The sequence below is a fragment of the Vibrio sp. PBL-C16 genome, from assembly GCF_034321865.1.
Classification (GTDB): Bacteria; Pseudomonadota; Gammaproteobacteria; order Enterobacterales; family Vibrionaceae; genus Vibrio; species Vibrio alginolyticus.
In genome coordinates, this window is the sequence record NZ_JAXLNY010000002.1 from 541,606 (window position 1) to 556,977 (window position 15,372).

Annotated in this window: 14 protein-coding genes and 2 tRNA genes; 14 read left to right on the forward strand and 2 right to left on the reverse strand. The window is 44.8% G+C overall.

All coding sequences use genetic code 11. The annotated features are described in order from the left end of the window. Positions 1–93: 93 nt before the first annotated feature. A complete protein-coding gene (locus UQW94_RS10770) occupies positions 94–1,116 on the reverse strand; it encodes a porin (protein WP_322142233.1) in 1,023 nt (340 codons plus the stop codon). A gap of 545 nt (positions 1,117–1,661) precedes the next feature. Between UQW94_RS10770 and greA the strand changes: the two genes are divergently transcribed. Next, positions 1,662–2,135, forward strand: a complete 474-nt coding sequence (gene greA / locus UQW94_RS10775; protein ID WP_005380065.1) for a transcription elongation factor GreA — start codon at positions 1,662–1,664, stop codon at positions 2,133–2,135. Positions 2,136–2,219: 84 nt separating this feature from the next. On the opposite strand, the gene yhbY is transcribed toward greA, so the two are convergent. Continuing rightward, entirely contained in the window at positions 2,220–2,516 is a 297-nt protein-coding gene (gene yhbY / locus UQW94_RS10780; RefSeq protein WP_005380066.1) for a ribosome assembly RNA-binding protein YhbY, read from the reverse strand. A gap of 138 nt (positions 2,517–2,654) precedes the next feature. Between yhbY and rlmE the strand changes: the two genes are divergently transcribed. The 13 genes from rlmE to rpsO all read left to right on the forward strand — a co-directional run bounded on the left by rlmE (position 2,655) and on the right by rpsO (position 15,214). Beyond that, positions 2,655–3,284: a 23S rRNA (uridine(2552)-2'-O)-methyltransferase RlmE gene (rlmE, locus tag UQW94_RS10785; RefSeq protein WP_005388985.1), complete on the forward strand. Its 630-nt coding sequence runs from the start codon at positions 2,655–2,657 to the stop codon at positions 3,282–3,284. Positions 3,285–3,392: 108 nt separating this feature from the next. Then, positions 3,393–5,366, forward strand: coding sequence for an ATP-dependent zinc metalloprotease FtsH (ftsH, locus tag UQW94_RS10790; protein ID WP_031781272.1), 1,974 nt, complete (start codon positions 3,393–3,395; stop codon positions 5,364–5,366). Between the two features lie 52 nt (positions 5,367–5,418). Next, entirely contained in the window at positions 5,419–6,249 is an 831-nt protein-coding gene (folP, locus tag UQW94_RS10795; RefSeq protein WP_017820419.1) for a dihydropteroate synthase, read from the forward strand. 19 nt (positions 6,250–6,268) lie between these two features. Further along, on the forward strand, positions 6,269–7,609 hold the full coding sequence (glmM, locus tag UQW94_RS10800; protein WP_005388992.1) for a phosphoglucosamine mutase: 1,341 nt from the start codon (positions 6,269–6,271) through the stop codon (positions 7,607–7,609). A gap of 220 nt (positions 7,610–7,829) precedes the next feature. Further along, on the forward strand, positions 7,830–8,168 hold the full coding sequence (gene secG, locus UQW94_RS10805) for a preprotein translocase subunit SecG (RefSeq protein ID WP_005380080.1): 339 nt from the start codon (positions 7,830–7,832) through the stop codon (positions 8,166–8,168). A gap of 16 nt (positions 8,169–8,184) precedes the next feature. Beyond that, a tRNA-Leu gene (locus UQW94_RS10810) sits at positions 8,185–8,268 on the forward strand. Between the two features lie 56 nt (positions 8,269–8,324). Then, positions 8,325–8,401, forward strand: a tRNA-Met gene (locus UQW94_RS10815). A gap of 225 nt (positions 8,402–8,626) precedes the next feature. Continuing rightward, a complete protein-coding gene (rimP, locus tag UQW94_RS10820) occupies positions 8,627–9,082 on the forward strand; it encodes a ribosome maturation factor RimP (RefSeq protein ID WP_005386424.1) in 456 nt (151 codons plus the stop codon). Positions 9,083–9,118: 36 nt separating this feature from the next. Then, complete coding sequence (gene nusA / locus UQW94_RS10825; protein WP_005380084.1) at positions 9,119–10,606, forward strand: transcription termination factor NusA; 1,488 nt, start codon at positions 9,119–9,121, stop codon at positions 10,604–10,606. Between the two features lie 22 nt (positions 10,607–10,628). Continuing rightward, complete coding sequence (gene infB / locus UQW94_RS10830) at positions 10,629–13,340, forward strand: translation initiation factor IF-2 (protein WP_005380086.1); 2,712 nt, start codon at positions 10,629–10,631, stop codon at positions 13,338–13,340. A 114-nt stretch (positions 13,341–13,454) separates the two neighbouring features. Then, on the forward strand, positions 13,455–13,850 hold the full coding sequence (gene rbfA, locus UQW94_RS10835; protein WP_005380087.1) for a 30S ribosome-binding factor RbfA: 396 nt from the start codon (positions 13,455–13,457) through the stop codon (positions 13,848–13,850). After that, positions 13,850–14,803 (forward strand): tRNA pseudouridine(55) synthase TruB, encoded by a 954-nt coding sequence (gene truB, locus UQW94_RS10840; protein ID WP_005380088.1) that lies wholly within the window; start codon positions 13,850–13,852, stop codon positions 14,801–14,803. Before rbfA ends, truB begins: the two co-directional genes overlap by 1 nt. Positions 14,804–14,944: 141 nt before the next feature. Further along, entirely contained in the window at positions 14,945–15,214 is a 270-nt protein-coding gene (gene rpsO / locus UQW94_RS10845) for a 30S ribosomal protein S15 (RefSeq protein WP_005380094.1), read from the forward strand. The last annotated feature ends 158 nt before the right edge of the window (positions 15,215–15,372 follow it).

The window sequence follows — 15,372 nt, forward strand, 5'->3', positions numbered from 1 at the left end:
AATGAGACACGAGAGAAAGGCGCGCTGCTTAAAATGAAGTATAAAAAATGCCCGCTTAAAGCGGGCATTCGATATTCTAGTCAAAGACCGGAATTAGAAGTCGTAACGTAGACCTAGAGCTAGCTCGTCTTCAGCATCGATCTTAGTTGCAACTGTTTTGCTAGTGTCAGTTGAACCAAACTTGTCACCTGCATCAATCAGGTTGAAGTTGTAAGAAATGTAACCACGGAAGTTAGGCTTGAAGTAGTAAGAAGCATCAACAGCGAAGTTGTTTGCAGAAGTTTCGTTGTTAGTTTCTGCATTGTTGTATGATGTTGTAAATACTGTTTGGCCTAGAGTGTAAGCACCCGCTAGCTCGTAACCAGTGTAATCAACTGTGTTACTGTTGTTTGAATCTTCCATTTTCTCGCCGTCAGTGAATACACCAGCGAAGTAAAGATCAGACATTGTGTAAGATGCAGCTAGCATGTACTCGTTAGCTTTGTCTTGATCTGCGTAACCAGCACCTAGCTCAAGACCAGTGTCAGCTAGAGCGTAGATTGCAGATAGAGAGTAACCGTCTTGTTTGTTGTCGTAGTACTCACCAGTGTTTTTGTTTTCCATACGATCAGCGAAGCGGTAGCTTGCTTTTACGCTTAGGTTTTCAAACTGGCCTTTGTAAGCCATCATGTTGTCTGTACGGTCTGATACAGCTAGTTTGTCTGCTGCAGAGTTACCGTGGTAAGCCATGATATCTGTGAAGTCAGTGATAACGCCTAGTGCACCTTCAGTTTTACCGTATGCGAACTCACCGTAAGCACCGCCAAGACCAGCGTAAGCAAGACGAGTTTCTAGATCGCTCTTGTCGTCGCCGTCTACAGTACCGTTTTGAGCAGTCTCAAATTCACCTTCCCAGAAACCAACACCGTATAGGTTGTCATTGATTTCTTGTTTACCAAGGAAGTTTAGACGGATGCGAGATTTGTCTTGAGCGTCGCCATCTTTCACAGATAGACGTGCTTCAGCACGGCCGCCCATTTCTAGAGAAGTACCGTCTTGGTTGTAAAGTTCAGCTGCGTTTACGCCAGTTGCCATAGCTGCTGCAGATACAGAAAGAGCAATTAGAGTCTTTTTCATCTTATTTGTCCTAGTTAGCTGTCCATAATCATTGTTGTATGGGGGAGAGGTGATCTCTCACAAGTTGTTGGTCCAAAATTGGCTAATTGAGCGATATAGTTCGCACTTGTAAGCCATTGATCTAACAACTCGCTGGACATGTTTTACTGCTAAAGTTTCCGTATGAGTTAGTAAAATGATATAAATCCCACTGATGAACACTGTTCAATTGTGCGTTGTTTTTATTTAAATTGCTGTTTTTGATTGAAATTATTGGCAATGACATTAGCCTGACATTGATTAGTTTTTATCTTTTTTGAGGTTTTTGGTGTAATGAACAGTGTTGTTTTTCAATAAATTGAGAAGGTGATTCGCCCTAGAACCGCTCTAAAAGTGAGTTATATCATTATGCCGAAAAGGCATAGTCTTGCTGTCTTTCGAATTAAGATGATTTCGTCCGGGAGTTTGTTTACACTAAACGAAATACATCTTTAAGCGCACTACCCAGTCCTATGACAGGGTGGGCTTTTTTTGTCCAAAGACCCATTTGGGCTTGAGGTTATAAAATGGAAAAAGTTCCAATGACACTACGTGGCGAGCAAAAGCTACGTGCAGAACTCGATCGTCTACTTAAACTACGTCCTCAGATCTCAGAGGCAATTGCTGAAGCTCGTGAGCTAGGTGATTTAAAAGAGAATGCTGAATATCACGCCGCTCGTGAAGAGCAGGGCATTTGTGAAGCACAAATCCGTGACATTGAATACAAACTGTCAGTTGCTCAAGTTATTGATGTAACGAAGATGGAGAACACGGGTAAAGTTATTTTTGGTTCAACCGTAACCTTGATTGATATCGACACCGAAGAAGAAAAAACGTACCAAATCGTTGGTGATGACGAAGCCGATATCAAAGCAGGTCGCATTTCAGTGAGCTCACCTATTGCTCGTGGCCTGATTGGTAAGATGGAAGGCGATGAAGTTGCTATTCAAACTCCGGGTGGCGCGAAAGACTTCGAAATTGACCGAGTAGAATATATCTAAGTCGTTTGGAGTAGCATTACTACTCTGATAAAACGCAAAAAGGTCGCCTCAGGCGACCTTTTTTCTTCAGCAACGTAAGTAGAGTTACTTACGAGGGATTTCGATTTTACGCTCTTCAGACTGGCGGTATAGCACAAGCACTTTACCAATAGTCTGAACTTTTTCAGCGCCCGTCTCACGTACGATAGCGTCGATGATTAGCTGTTTTGTTTCACGATCTTCCGAAGCAACTTTTACTTTGATAAGTTCGTGATGGTTAAGAGCGATTTCAATTTCTGCTAGCACGGCTTCTGTAAGTCCATTTGCGCCCATTAGCACAACAGGTTTTAAACTGTGAGCTAGGCCTTTAAGGTGCTGCTTTTGTTTGGTGCTTAGGTTCATTACGCGGCCAATTTTCTTTAAAATAAGGGTTGAAAAAAGCTATTTTAACGCCATCTATTGCTGAAGACTATAATTTATTGAGTAATAGGTAGCGCCTATTAAAACAATAGCTCCAATTTGTGCCTTGTTGGGATTAAAATGAGTAAACAAAAACATTCGGCTAGTTCTGGTCGTTGGTTGAAAGAACACTTTGATGATAAATACGCGAATGAAGCCCGAAAAAAAGGCTACCGCTCACGTGCTTATTTCAAGATCGATGAGATTCAAACGAAAGATAAATTGTTAAAGCCTGGAATGACAGTCGTCGACTTGGGGGCTGCGCCGGGCGGATGGTCTCAATATGCTGCTAAGATAGTAGGGGACAGTGGTCAGATCATCGCGTGTGACTTGCTTCCTATGGACCCGATTGCTGGCGTTAGCTTTTTACAAGGCGACTTTCGTGATGATGCGGTATTGGAAGCTTTGCTAGAAAGGATCCAACCTTCCATGGTAGACGTAGTAATGTCTGATATGGCGCCTAACATCGCGGGAAACAATTCTGTTGATCAACCTCGCGCTATGTATTTAGTTGAATTAGCTTTAGATATGTGTCGACAAGTTCTAGCGCCTAATGGTAGCTTTGTCGTAAAGGTTTTCCAAGGGGAAGGCTTCGATCAGTATGTGAAAGAAGTCCGAGACATGTTTAAAGCCGTAAAAATTAGAAAACCAGACTCATCGCGAGCTCGCTCTCGAGAGGTCTTCGTCGTAGCCACTGGTTACAAAGGTTAACCATTTTGCTCTCTTGAGAGCGTGTTAACACTATAGCTACAGTTAATGAACTGTAGTACCCTACCTTTAATTACAATTAGTTATCGAGAGGCTTACACCTTGAGTGACATGGCAAAAAATTTAATTCTGTGGCTTGTTATCGCCGTCGTATTGATGTCGGTATTCCAGAGCTTTGGCCCTGGAGAAAGCAATGGCAGAACCGTGGATTACACCACGTTTGTACAGGAAGTTGGCCAAGGCCAGATTCAAGAAGCAACTTTTAAAGACGGTGAAATTAGCTTTGTTCGTCGTGGCGGCGGTGCCAAAATGGTCACTTACATGCCAGTGTATGACCAAAAGCTTCTAGATGACCTAATTAACCAAAACGTGAAAGTACAAGGCACGCCTCCAGAAGAGCAAAGCTTGCTTGGTACTATCTTCATCTCTTGGTTCCCAATGATCTTACTAATTGGTGTATGGATTTTCTTCATGCGTCAAATGCAAGGCGGCGGTGGTAAAGGCGCCATGTCTTTTGGTAAGAGTAAAGCTCGAATGATGAGCGAAGAACAAATCAAGACAACTTTTGCTGACGTTGCTGGTTGTGACGAAGCAAAAGAAGACGTGAAAGAACTGGTGGACTACCTACGCGATCCAAGCCGCTTCCAAAAACTGGGCGGTAAGATTCCAACGGGTGTTCTAATGGTTGGTCCTCCTGGTACGGGTAAAACGCTTCTAGCGAAAGCCATTGCCGGTGAGGCGAAAGTACCATTCTTTACTATCTCTGGTTCTGATTTCGTAGAAATGTTCGTTGGTGTTGGTGCATCTCGTGTGCGTGACATGTTTGAACAAGCAAAGAAAGCTGCACCTTGTATCATCTTTATCGATGAGATCGATGCGGTAGGTCGTCAACGTGGCGCAGGTGTTGGTGGTGGTCATGATGAACGTGAACAAACACTAAACCAAATGCTCGTTGAGATGGATGGTTTCGAAGGTAACGAAGGTATTATCGTTATCGCTGCGACTAACCGTCCGGACGTGCTAGACCCTGCGCTACTGCGTCCTGGTCGTTTTGACCGTCAAGTGGTAGTTGGTCTTCCAGATGTACGTGGCCGTGAACAGATCCTAAAAGTTCACATGCGTAAGGTCCCTCTAGCGGGTGATGTAGAGCCTTCTCTCATCGCACGTGGTACTCCAGGCTTCTCTGGTGCTGACCTAGCAAACTTAGTTAACGAAGCTGCACTGTTTGCTGCGCGCGGTAACAAGCGCAACGTTTCTATGGTTGAGTTTGAACTGGCGAAAGACAAAATCATGATGGGTGCTGAGCGCCGTTCAATGGTGATGTCTGAGGAAGTGAAAGAGTCAACAGCATACCACGAAGCGGGTCACGCGATTGTTGGTCGCTTGGTTCCTGAACACGATCCAGTGTACAAAGTGTCTATCATTCCACGTGGTCGTGCGTTGGGTGTAACAATGTACCTTCCAGAGCAGGACCGCGTGAGTATGTCTCGCCAACACCTAGAGTCAATGATTTCTAGCTTGTACGGTGGTCGTTTAGCAGAAGAACTTATCTACGGTGCTGACAAAGTATCAACCGGTGCTTCTAATGATATCGAGCGCGCAACAGATATTGCTCGTAAGATGGTTACTCAATGGGGTTTCTCTGAAAAGCTTGGCCCTCTGCTGTATGCAGAAGATGAAGGCGAAGTGTTCTTAGGGCGTAGTGTAACTCAGACTAAACATGTGTCTGACGATACAGCGAAGTTGATTGATGACGAAGTTCGTCAGATCATTGACCGCAACTACGATCGTGCGAAGAAGATTCTTCAAGAGAACATGGATATCATGCATGCGATGAAAGATGCGCTGATGAAGTATGAAACCATTGATGCTCGCCAGATTGATGACTTAATGGAGCGCAAAGCTGAAATTCGTGAGCCTGCGGGCTGGAGTGATAACTCAGCAAGCAAACCAGAAGACAGCGACAAGCCTCAAGCAAAGCAAGAAGTTAAAGAAGAAGCAACGGAGACTGCGAAAGATGTAGAACAGCCTAGCTCTTCTGAAACAACTTCTAACGAAGCGCCTGAAAAGAAAGACTCTGAATAAAGAGTATCGATAATATTAAACCCCGAGTTATCTCGGGGTTTTTGTGTTTATGATGATGATTACAGCAAATAACAAATCTTTGGACCTTTCGCGTCCACATGTCATGGCCATTCTAAATGTGACACCGGATTCCTTTTCGGATGGCGGTAAATACAACTCAATTGAACTTGCTCTTGCTCAAGTTGATAAAATGATAAAGGCTGGTGTAAGTATTGTTGATGTTGGTGGTGAATCGACAAGGCCTGGTGCACCGGATGTGTCTTTGGAAGAAGAGCTTAGGCGTGTTGTCCCAGTAATCAAAGCCATTCGTGAAAAGTATGATGTGTGGATTTCCGTTGACACCAGTAAAGCAGAAGTGATGCGTCAAGCAATTGATGCTGGGGCTGATTTGATCAATGACATCCGTTCGCTGCAAGAGCCAGGCGCTCTGGAAGTCGCAGCAGAAGCAAACCTTCCAATTTGTCTGATGCATATGAAAGGTCAACCTAGGACCATGCAAGTTGACCCTCATTATGATGATTTAATGGGGGACGTGTCGGCTTTTCTAGAAGAACGTATCGCGGCGTGTGAAGCTGCAGGGATTGATAAATCTCAACTGATTCTCGATCCTGGGTTTGGCTTTGGCAAAACAATCGAACACAATTATCATATGCTTGCTCATCTTGAAAAGTTTCATGAATTCGGCCTGCCTATTTTGGCTGGCATGTCTCGTAAATCCATGATCTTCAAACTGTTAGACAAGCCAGCAGCAGAGTGTACGAACGCAAGTGTTGTTTGTGCTACGATTGCCGCGATGAAAGGCGCGCAGATCATTCGCGTGCATGACTTTGAAGAGACAATCGAAGCAATGAAAGTTGTTGAGATGACGAAAAACAATATTTAAAAATAATAAAGGAAAGTTTATGTCGAATGAAAGACGTTACTTTGGTACTGACGGTGTGCGCGGTAAAGTAGGACAATACCCAATCACTCCAGACTTCGTACTTAAGCTTGGCTGGGCTGCTGGTCGTGTACTAGCGAAACAAGGCACAAAGAAAGTTATCATAGGTAAAGATACACGTATTTCAGGTTATATGCTTGAATCTGCACTAGAGGCTGGCCTTGCAGCTGCGGGACTTAAAGCAACATTTACTGGTCCCATGCCAACTCCAGCTGTGGCATATTTAACTCAGACTTTCCGTGCCGAGGCTGGTATTGTGATTTCTGCATCACATAACCCATATTACGACAACGGCATTAAATTCTTTTCTTCTGAGGGTACTAAGCTACCTGACGATATCGAATTGGCGATCGAAGCTGAGTTAGATAAAGAAATTGAATGTGTGGAGTCTGCTGAGCTTGGTAAAGCAACCCGCCTAAATGATGCAGCTGGTCGTTACATCGAATTCTGTAAGAGTACTTTCCCATCTGAGTTGAGCCTTGCGAACTTTAAGATCGTAGTAGACTGTGCGCACGGTGCAACGTACCACATCGCTCCAAATGTTTTCAAAGAACTTGGGGCAGAAGTTATCGCTATGGGCGTAGAGCCTAACGGCATCAACATTAATGAAAAAGTGGGCGCAACAGACGTACGAGCTCTTCAACAGCGTGTTGTTGAAGAGCAAGCGCATCTTGGTCTCGCATTTGATGGTGATGGTGACCGCATCATTATGGTCGACCACCTAGGTAACAAAGTTGATGGTGACCAAATTGCTTATATCATCGCTCGTGATGCACTTCGTCGTGGTGAGCTAAAGGGTGGTGTTGTTGGTACACTAATGACTAACTTGGGTATGGAAAATGGTTTAAAGCAGCTAGGCATTCCGTTTGTACGTGCTGCTGTTGGTGACCGTTATGTCATGGAGCAACTGCTAGAAAAAGGTTGGAAAATTGGTGCTGAAAACTCAGGCCATGTGATCTTATTAGATAAAGTCACAACCGGCGATGCGATTGTTGCTGCACTTCAAGTACTTGCTTCTGTAATTGGCAGCGATATGTCTTTATATGAACTATCGCAAGGAATGACATTATATCCTCAGGTTTTAGAAAATGTCCGTTTCTCAGGAGAAAGTAACCCTCTTGAAGCTACAGCTGTATTAAACGCTGTCGCTGAAGTAGAGGCGACACTTGGTGATAAAGGGCGTGTACTGCTGCGTAAGTCTGGCACTGAGCCTTTGATCCGCGTTATGGTGGAAGGCGAAGATGGTGAACTAGTTCAACACTCAGCATTGAAAATCGCTGAGGCTGTTAAAGCAAGTTGTTAATCATTGCGTTAAAGCATGTCTTGAATGAAAAGGGCATCTTTTGCCCTTTTTTTGAGCGCTTAACGCATTGGCATTGATTTTTTACTAATTTTCCCTTGTCAGCGTTACTGGCTTTCGCTAGTATTGCTCCGCCTCCCGTTAGGAGGTCGCTAGCCTTGTTCATTATGATTTGTTCTTTTGAACGGCGCTGGCTCAACAATTTGGAACATAGGTGGAAAAAATGTTTTCAGTTCTACTTGTGATTTACCTGTTGGCAGCGCTTGGTGTGATTGGCCTTGTGTTGATTCAACAAGGTAAAGGCGCAGATATGGGAGCCTCGTTCGGTGCTGGTGCTTCAAACACAGTGTTTGGTGCTGGCGGCTCAGGTAATTTCTTAACCCGAACAACTGCTATTTTAGCAACCGTATTCTTTATCGTTAGCTTGTTACTTGGTCGTATGTCTACGCACCAGACTGAATCACAATGGGTAGACCCAACGTTAGGTCAACCAGTTGTCGAACAAGTTAAGGATGCAGCGAGTGAAGTTCCTGCCCCTGCGGGTGATGAAATTCCTCAATAAGCTGTAAGGTTTTGATGCCGAGATGGTGAAATTGGTAGACACGCTAGCATGAGGTGCTAGTGCCTTAGGTGTGAGGGTTCGAGTCCCTCTCTCGGCACCATGTATTTACAAACTTGTAAATCACTTGTTTGCGAGTATAATGCTCAGCAAGTCGGACGCGGGGTGGAGCAGCTTGGTAGCTCGTCGGGCTCATAACCCGAAGGTCGTCGGTTCAAATCCGGCCCCCGCAACCAATCTCTTTCTTTAAAAGGAAATCGTAGATTGGCAAGTTTGCGTAGTGCTAACCACACTACGAGTTAAGAAAAGCAATTGTTGGCTATTCTTAACGTATCAGGGTCCAGCAGCATAAAACCCCGACTATCGGGGTTTTTTGTTATCTGAGCTTTTTGAAATAGCTCAGATACTGCTTGGTTTTTTGATTGGGCTCTGAGCCCTTTTTTTGTTTCTGGAGTGGTTAAATGACTGGTTTAGAAAGACAACTTACTGAAATGCTTGACGCGCCAGTAGCGGCATCAGGTTATGAGTTAGTTGGATTAGAATTCATTCGTGCAGGCGCGCACTCAACGTTACGTATCTACATTGACCATGAAAATGGTATTAACGTAGACGACTGTGCAGAAGTTAGCCACCAAGTTAGTGCAGTTTTAGACGTTGAAGATCCAATTTCTGTTGCTTACAGCCTAGAAGTGTCTTCTCCAGGTTTAGAAAGACCACTTTTTAAAGCAGCACATTACGAGCAATTTATTGGTCACGAGGTCAGCATCGTATTGAAAATGGCTGTAGCAAACCGTCGTAAGTGGAAAGGTATTATCCACGGTGTTGATGGCGAAACAGTGACAATTACTGTAGACGGTCAGCAAGAAGAGTTTGCTCTAAGTAACATTTCCAAAGCTAACCTGATCCCTAAATTTTAGTTCCCTAAAAAAGTTTAAGCTTAGAGGCTAAATACAATGAGTAAAGAAATTTTAGCGGTAGCAGAAGCGGTATCGAACGAAAAAGCGGTACCTCGTGAGCGTATCTTTGAGGCTCTTGAGATTGCTCTAGCAACTTCTACAAAGAAAAAATACGAAATCGAAATCGACGTACGTGTTGCCATTGACCGTAAAACCGGTGAGTTTGTAACTTACCGCCGTTGGTTAGTTGTTGATGACGTTGAGAACCCTACAAAAGAGATCTCACTAGAAGCAGCGCAATACGAAGATGACTCAATCGAGCTTGGCGACTACGTAGAAGACGAAATCGAATCAGTAACGTTTGACCGTATTACGACTCAAACTGCTAAGCAAGTTATCGTTCAAAAAGTTCGTGAAGCTGAGCGCGCACAAATCGTTGAACAGTTCATCGATAATGAAGGTGATCTAATCACTGGTGTCGTGAAAAAAGTAAACCGTGACACAATCGTGCTTGATCTTGGTAATAACGCTGAAGCGGTAATCCTGCGTGATGACCAACTTCCTCGTGAAAACTTCCGTCCAGGCGACCGCGTACGTGGCCTTCTTTACAAAGTCGCGCCTGAAGCACGTGGTTTCCAATTGTTCATCACTCGTTCTAAGCCAGAAATGTTGGCAGAACTGTTCCGTGTTGAAGTGCCTGAAATCGCAGAAGATATTATCGAGCTGAAAGGCGCAGCACGTGATCCTGGTTCTCGCGCTAAGATCGCTGTCAAAACAAATGACAAACGTATCGACCCTGTAGGTGCGTGTGTTGGTATGCGTGGTGCACGTGTACAAGCTGTTTCTGGCGAACTTGGTGGTGAGCGTATCGATATCGTTCTTTGGGATGATAACCCAGCTCAATTCGTTATCAACGCAATGGCGCCAGCTGATGTTGCTTCTATCATCGTTGATGAGGATGCACACTCAATGGACATCGCAGTTGAAGCTGACAACCTAGCGCAAGCTATTGGTCGTAACGGTCAAAACGTGCGTCTAGCATCTCAACTAACCGGTTGGGAACTGAATGTTATGACAGTTGCTGATCTTCAGAAGAAACACGCTGAAGAATCACAAGCATCTATTGAAAACTTCATGAAGTACCTAGATATTGAAGAAGACTTCGCTCAACTTCTTGTTGAAGAAGGTTTCTCAACGCTAGAAGAAATCGCATACGTGCCAGTTAACGAGCTACTAGAAATCGATGGTTTGAATGAAGAACTAATCGAAGAGCTTCGTGGACGTGCAAAAGATGCACTAACGACGATCGCACTAGCACAAGAAGAGTCTTTTGAAGGTCTAGAACCTGCTGAGGACCTACTTGCACTTGAAGGTCTTGAGCGTGAGATGGCATTTAAATTGGCAGCGAAAGGTGTAGCGACACTGGAAGATCTTGCTGACCAAGGTATTGACGATTTAGAAGGTATCGAAGGCCTGACCGAAGAACGTGCAGGTGAGCTAATTATGGCCGCACGTAACATCTGTTGGTTCGGCGAAGAAGCATAATTTTCGGCAAGGAGGAAGCGGCATGACACAATTAACAGTTAAAGCACTGAGTGATGAGATTGGTACGCCAGTCGACCGCTTGATTGAACAACTTGCTGACGCTGGCATTAAAAAGGCGAGCTCTGACAATGTTACTGATGAAGAGAAGCAGAAGCTTCTCTCTCATTTAAAGAAAGAACACGGTGATAAATCAGGTGATTCAGAGCCGACTCGCCTTACGCTTCAGCGTAAAACTCGTAGTACACTTAGTGTGAACGCGGGTGGTGGTAAGAGTAAGAATGTTCAGGTTGAGGTGCGCAAAAAACGTACATACGTGAAGCGCAGCACAATTGAAGATGAAGCGAAACGTGAAGCTGAAGAAGCAGCACAACGTGAAGCAGAAGAAGCAGCAAAACGTGCAGCAGAAGAAGCTGCAAAACGTGAAGCTGAAGAAGCTGCGAAACGTGAAGCTGAAGAAGCTGCAAAACGTGAAGCGGAAGAAAAAGCGAAACGTGAAGCTGAAGAAAAAGCGAAGCGAGACGTAGATACGAATGCACAACGTAATGCTGAAGAAAAAGCAAAGCGTGATGCTGAAGAGAAAATTAAGCAAGAAGCAGCGCGAAAAGAGGCCGACGAGCTTAAACGTCGTCAGGAAGAAGAAGCTAAGCGTAAGGCTGAAGAGGAAAGTCAGCGCAAGCTTGAAGAAGCTCGCGAATTGGCTGAAAAGAATAAAGAGCGTTGGTCTGCTGCAGAAGAGAAAAAGGGTGATATGGAAGATACAGATTACCATGTAACGACTTCACAATACGCACGTGAAGCCGAAGATGAAGCAGATCGCAAAGTAGAAGGCGGTCGTCGTAAGAAGAAAAAAGCAGCTTCGGGTAAAGACGACCAAGCTCGCGGTGGCCGTAACAACCAACGTGGCGGTAGAGGTCGTAAGGGCAAACTTGCTAAGCCGACTTCAATGCAGCACGGGTTTGATAAGTCAGCAACGGTTGCTAAGCAAGACGTTGTAATTGGCGAAACGATCGTTCTATCAGAACTTGCTAACAAGATGTCGGTTAAAGCGACAGAAGTTATCAAAGTAATGATGAAGATGGGCGCTATGGCGACTATCAACCAAGTGATCGACCAAGAAACAGCACAACTTGTTGCTGAAGAAATGGGCCATAAAGTAGTTCTTCGTAAAGAGAACGAACTGGAAGAAGCGGTGCTATCTGACCGTGACACTAACGCGGAAGCAGTTCCACGTGCTCCAGTTGTTACTATCATGGGTCACGTTGACCACGGTAAAACGTCAACACTTGACTACATCCGTCGCACACACGTTGCTTCTGGCGAAGCGGGTGGTATTACTCAGCACATTGGTGCGTACCACGTTGAAACAGACAACGGCATGATCACGTTCCTTGATACTCCTGGACACGCAGCGTTTACTGCAATGCGTGCTCGTGGTGCTCAAGCGACAGATATCGTTGTTCTTGTAGTTGCAGCAGACGATGGCGTAATGCCACAAACAGTAGAAGCGATTCAGCACGCGAAAGCGGCAGGCGTTCCTCTAATTGTTGCTGTGAACAAGATCGATAAAGAAGACGCGAACCCAGATAACGTTAAGAACGAGCTTGCTCAATACGACGTTATTCCTGAAGAGTGGGGCGGTGAGAACATGTTCGTTCACATCTCTGCTAAACAGGGTACAAACATCGATGGTCTTCTAGAAGCAATCCTTCTTCAGTCTGAAGTTCTTGAACTTACAGCTGTAGCTGAAGGCATGGCATCTGGTGTTGTTGTTGAATCTCGCCTAGATAAAGGTCGTGGTCCAGTTGCAACAGTACTTGTTCAATCAGGTACACTAAACAAAGGCGACATCGTTCTTTGTGGTCAAGAATACGGCCGTGTTCGTGCAATGCGTGATGAGCTAGGTAAAGAAATTACTTCGGCTGGCCCATCTATCCCTGTAGAGATCCTAGGTCTTTCAGGTGTACCATCTTCAGGTGATGAAGCAACAGTAGTTCGTGACGAGCGTAAAGCGCGTGAAGTAGCTAACTACCGTGCTGGTAAGTTCCGTGAAGTGAAACTTGCTCGTCAGCAGAAATCTAAACTAGAGAACATGTTCTCTAACATGACTGCTGGTGAAGTTGCTGAACTTAACGTTGTACTTAAAGCAGACGTTCAAGGTTCTGTAGAAGCAATCGCTGACTCACTAGTTAAGCTATCTACTGACGAAGTTAAAGTGAACATCGTTGGTTCTGGTGTAGGTGGTATTACGGAAACTGACGTAGTACTAGCGGAAGCTTCAAACGCAATCATCCTTGGCTTTAACGTTCGTGCAGATGCTTCTGCTCGTCGTGCTGTTGAAGCCGCAGCTGTTGACTTACGTTACTACTCAATCATTTACCAATTGATTGACGAAGTGAAACAAGCAATGGGCGGTATGCTTGCTCCAGAATTCAAGCAAGAGATCATTGGTCTTGCTGAAGTTCGTGACGTGTTTAAGTCACCGAAACTGGGCGCTATCGCTGGTTGTATGGTTACAGAAGGTGTGATCAAGCGTAACAACCCAATCCGTGTACTACGTGATAACGTTGTTATTTACGAAGGTGAACTAGAGTCACTACGTCGTTTCAAAGATGACGTTCAAGAAGTTAAGAATGGCTACGAATGTGGTATCGGCGTTAAGAACTACAATGATGTTCGCGTTGGTGACCAAATCGAAGTCTTCGAAATCGTTGAAATTAAACGTACTCTAGACTAATTGACTAAAATTACTAATATTGTCTTTGAAAGATAAGTAGTAATTGGTTGTTGAATACACCATGGGGGGCTGGCTTTGACCAACCCCCCATTCTTTCTATATAAGAGTAAAGATATGTCAAAAGAATTTAGCCGCACGCAGCGCGTTGCACAGCAGCTGCAAAAAGAACTAGCGATGATCCTTCAACGTGAAGTTCGTGACTCTCGCCTTGGCATGGTGACGATCTCAGACGTAGAAGTCTCTCGTGACCTAGCTTACGCAAAAGTATTTGTGACCTTCCTGTGTGTGGGTGAGCAAACACCAGAATCATGTCTAGCAGCGCTACGTGAGCACGAAGTGCACATTCGCATGATGTTAGGTAAGCGTATTCGTCTACGTTTAACGCCAGAAATCCGCTTCCACTATGACAATACGCTTGTTGAAGGTATGCGTATGTCTAACCTAGTGTCTGAAGTCGTTAGTTCAGACAAACAAAAGCAAAAAGATTCTGGTCGTGAGGACGAAGAATAATGGCTCGTCGTCGTAAAGGTCGTCCAATTAATGGCGTTATACTGTTGGACAAACCAACAGGTATCTCTTCCAATGATGCACTGCAAAAAGTAAAGCGAATCTACTTTGCCGAGAAAGCAGGCCACACTGGAGCCTTGGACCCATTAGCGACAGGCATGCTGCCAATTTGCTTGGGTGAAGCGACAAAATTTTCTCAGTTTCTTCTTGATTCTGATAAACGCTACCGTGTGATCGCAAAGCTGGGTGAACGTACCAATACGTCTGACTCGGATGGTGAAGTTGTAGAGACGCGTCCAGTCGATGTTACGTTAGACAAGCTAGAAGCGTGCATCGATCAGTTCCGTGGTGAATCTGATCAAGTGCCTTCCATGTTCTCTGCGTTGAAGTATCAAGGTAAACCCTTGTATGAATACGCTCGTAAAGGCATCGAAGTTCCGCGTGAATCTCGTAAGATCACGGTATATGAGATTGTTCTTCACCGTTTTGAAGGCGATGAAGTAGAGATGGAAGTGCACTGCTCTAAAGGTACCTATATTCGTACTATCGTTGATGATCTGGGCGAAATGTTAGGTTGTGGTGCGCACGTAACTATGCTTCGTCGTACTGGTGTTGCTAAATACCCTTACGAGAATATGGTAACACTTGAGCAACTAAATGAGTTGCTAGAGCAAGCTCACCGCGAGGAACGAGCGCCTCGAGAGCTACTGGACCCACTGCTTTTGCCAATGGATACAGCGGTAGAAGACTTACCAGAAGTCAACTTGGTGCCTGAACTGGCGAATATGGTCCAACATGGGCAGCCCGTTCAAGTATTTGGTGCTCCGACTGAGGGCTCACTTCGCCTTACTATGGGTGAAGAACGCTTGTTTATTGGCGTTGGCGAAATGAACGAAGATGGCAAAATCGCTCCTAAGCGATTGGTCGTGTTCCGAGATGACGTTGCATCCAAGTAAATGATTGAAAATACCGACCTGAGTGTCGGTATTTTTATATTGCACGAGATAGGAAATTTCCCTATAATCCGCGCTTCGCGTAGCGGCTGAATCAGAGATTGGCTGCTACAACTTTAAACCTACTCTTATTAGGAGAGAATTATGTCTCTGAATGCAGAAACTAAAGCAGCAATCGTTGCAGAATACGCACAAGGCGAAGGCGACACTGGTTCACCAGAAGTTCAAGTAGCTCTACTTACAGCTTCTATCAACCACCTACAAGGTCACTTCAAAGCGCACAAAGGCGATCACCACAGCCGTCGTGGTCTTCTACGCATGGTTTCTCGTCGTCGTAAGCTTCTAGATTACCTAAAAGGTAAAAACCTAGCTCGCTACCAAGACCTAATCAAACGTCTAGGCCTACGTCGCTAATCAGCGACTGCATAGCAGTTTGTCTAAAAAGGGGCTTTATGCCCCTTTTTTGTTGCCTAAATTTAGCCAAATTAGACTTATGCCGTTATAATACTGGCGGCTAAACCTTGTAAGAGGTTTTCTCAAAAGCTCATAGCATTACAGTCAACCACGTCGAC

Coding starts and splice junctions, on each gene's coding strand:
- truB (WP_005380088.1), top strand. CDS start 13,850: ATGGCTCGTCGTCGTAAAGGTCGTCCAATTAATGGCGTTATACTGTTG.
- greA (WP_005380065.1), top strand. CDS start 1,662: ATGGAAAAAGTTCCAATGACACTACGTGGCGAGCAAAAGCTACGTGCA.
- rpsO (WP_005380094.1), top strand. CDS start 14,945: ATGTCTCTGAATGCAGAAACTAAAGCAGCAATCGTTGCAGAATACGCA.
- UQW94_RS10770 (WP_322142233.1), bottom strand. CDS start 1,116: ATGAAAAAGACTCTAATTGCTCTTTCTGTATCTGCAGCAGCTATGGCA.
- infB (WP_005380086.1), top strand. CDS start 10,629: ATGACACAATTAACAGTTAAAGCACTGAGTGATGAGATTGGTACGCCA.
- ftsH (WP_031781272.1), top strand. CDS start 3,393: ATGGCAAAAAATTTAATTCTGTGGCTTGTTATCGCCGTCGTATTGATG.
- rbfA (WP_005380087.1), top strand. CDS start 13,455: ATGTCAAAAGAATTTAGCCGCACGCAGCGCGTTGCACAGCAGCTGCAA.
- rimP (WP_005386424.1), top strand. CDS start 8,627: ATGACTGGTTTAGAAAGACAACTTACTGAAATGCTTGACGCGCCAGTA.
- folP (WP_017820419.1), top strand. CDS start 5,419: ATGATGATTACAGCAAATAACAAATCTTTGGACCTTTCGCGTCCACAT.
- yhbY (WP_005380066.1), bottom strand. CDS start 2,516: ATGAACCTAAGCACCAAACAAAAGCAGCACCTTAAAGGCCTAGCTCAC.
- nusA (WP_005380084.1), top strand. CDS start 9,119: ATGAGTAAAGAAATTTTAGCGGTAGCAGAAGCGGTATCGAACGAAAAA.
- secG (WP_005380080.1), top strand. CDS start 7,830: ATGTTTTCAGTTCTACTTGTGATTTACCTGTTGGCAGCGCTTGGTGTG.
- rlmE (WP_005388985.1), top strand. CDS start 2,655: ATGAGTAAACAAAAACATTCGGCTAGTTCTGGTCGTTGGTTGAAAGAA.
- glmM (WP_005388992.1), top strand. CDS start 6,269: ATGTCGAATGAAAGACGTTACTTTGGTACTGACGGTGTGCGCGGTAAA.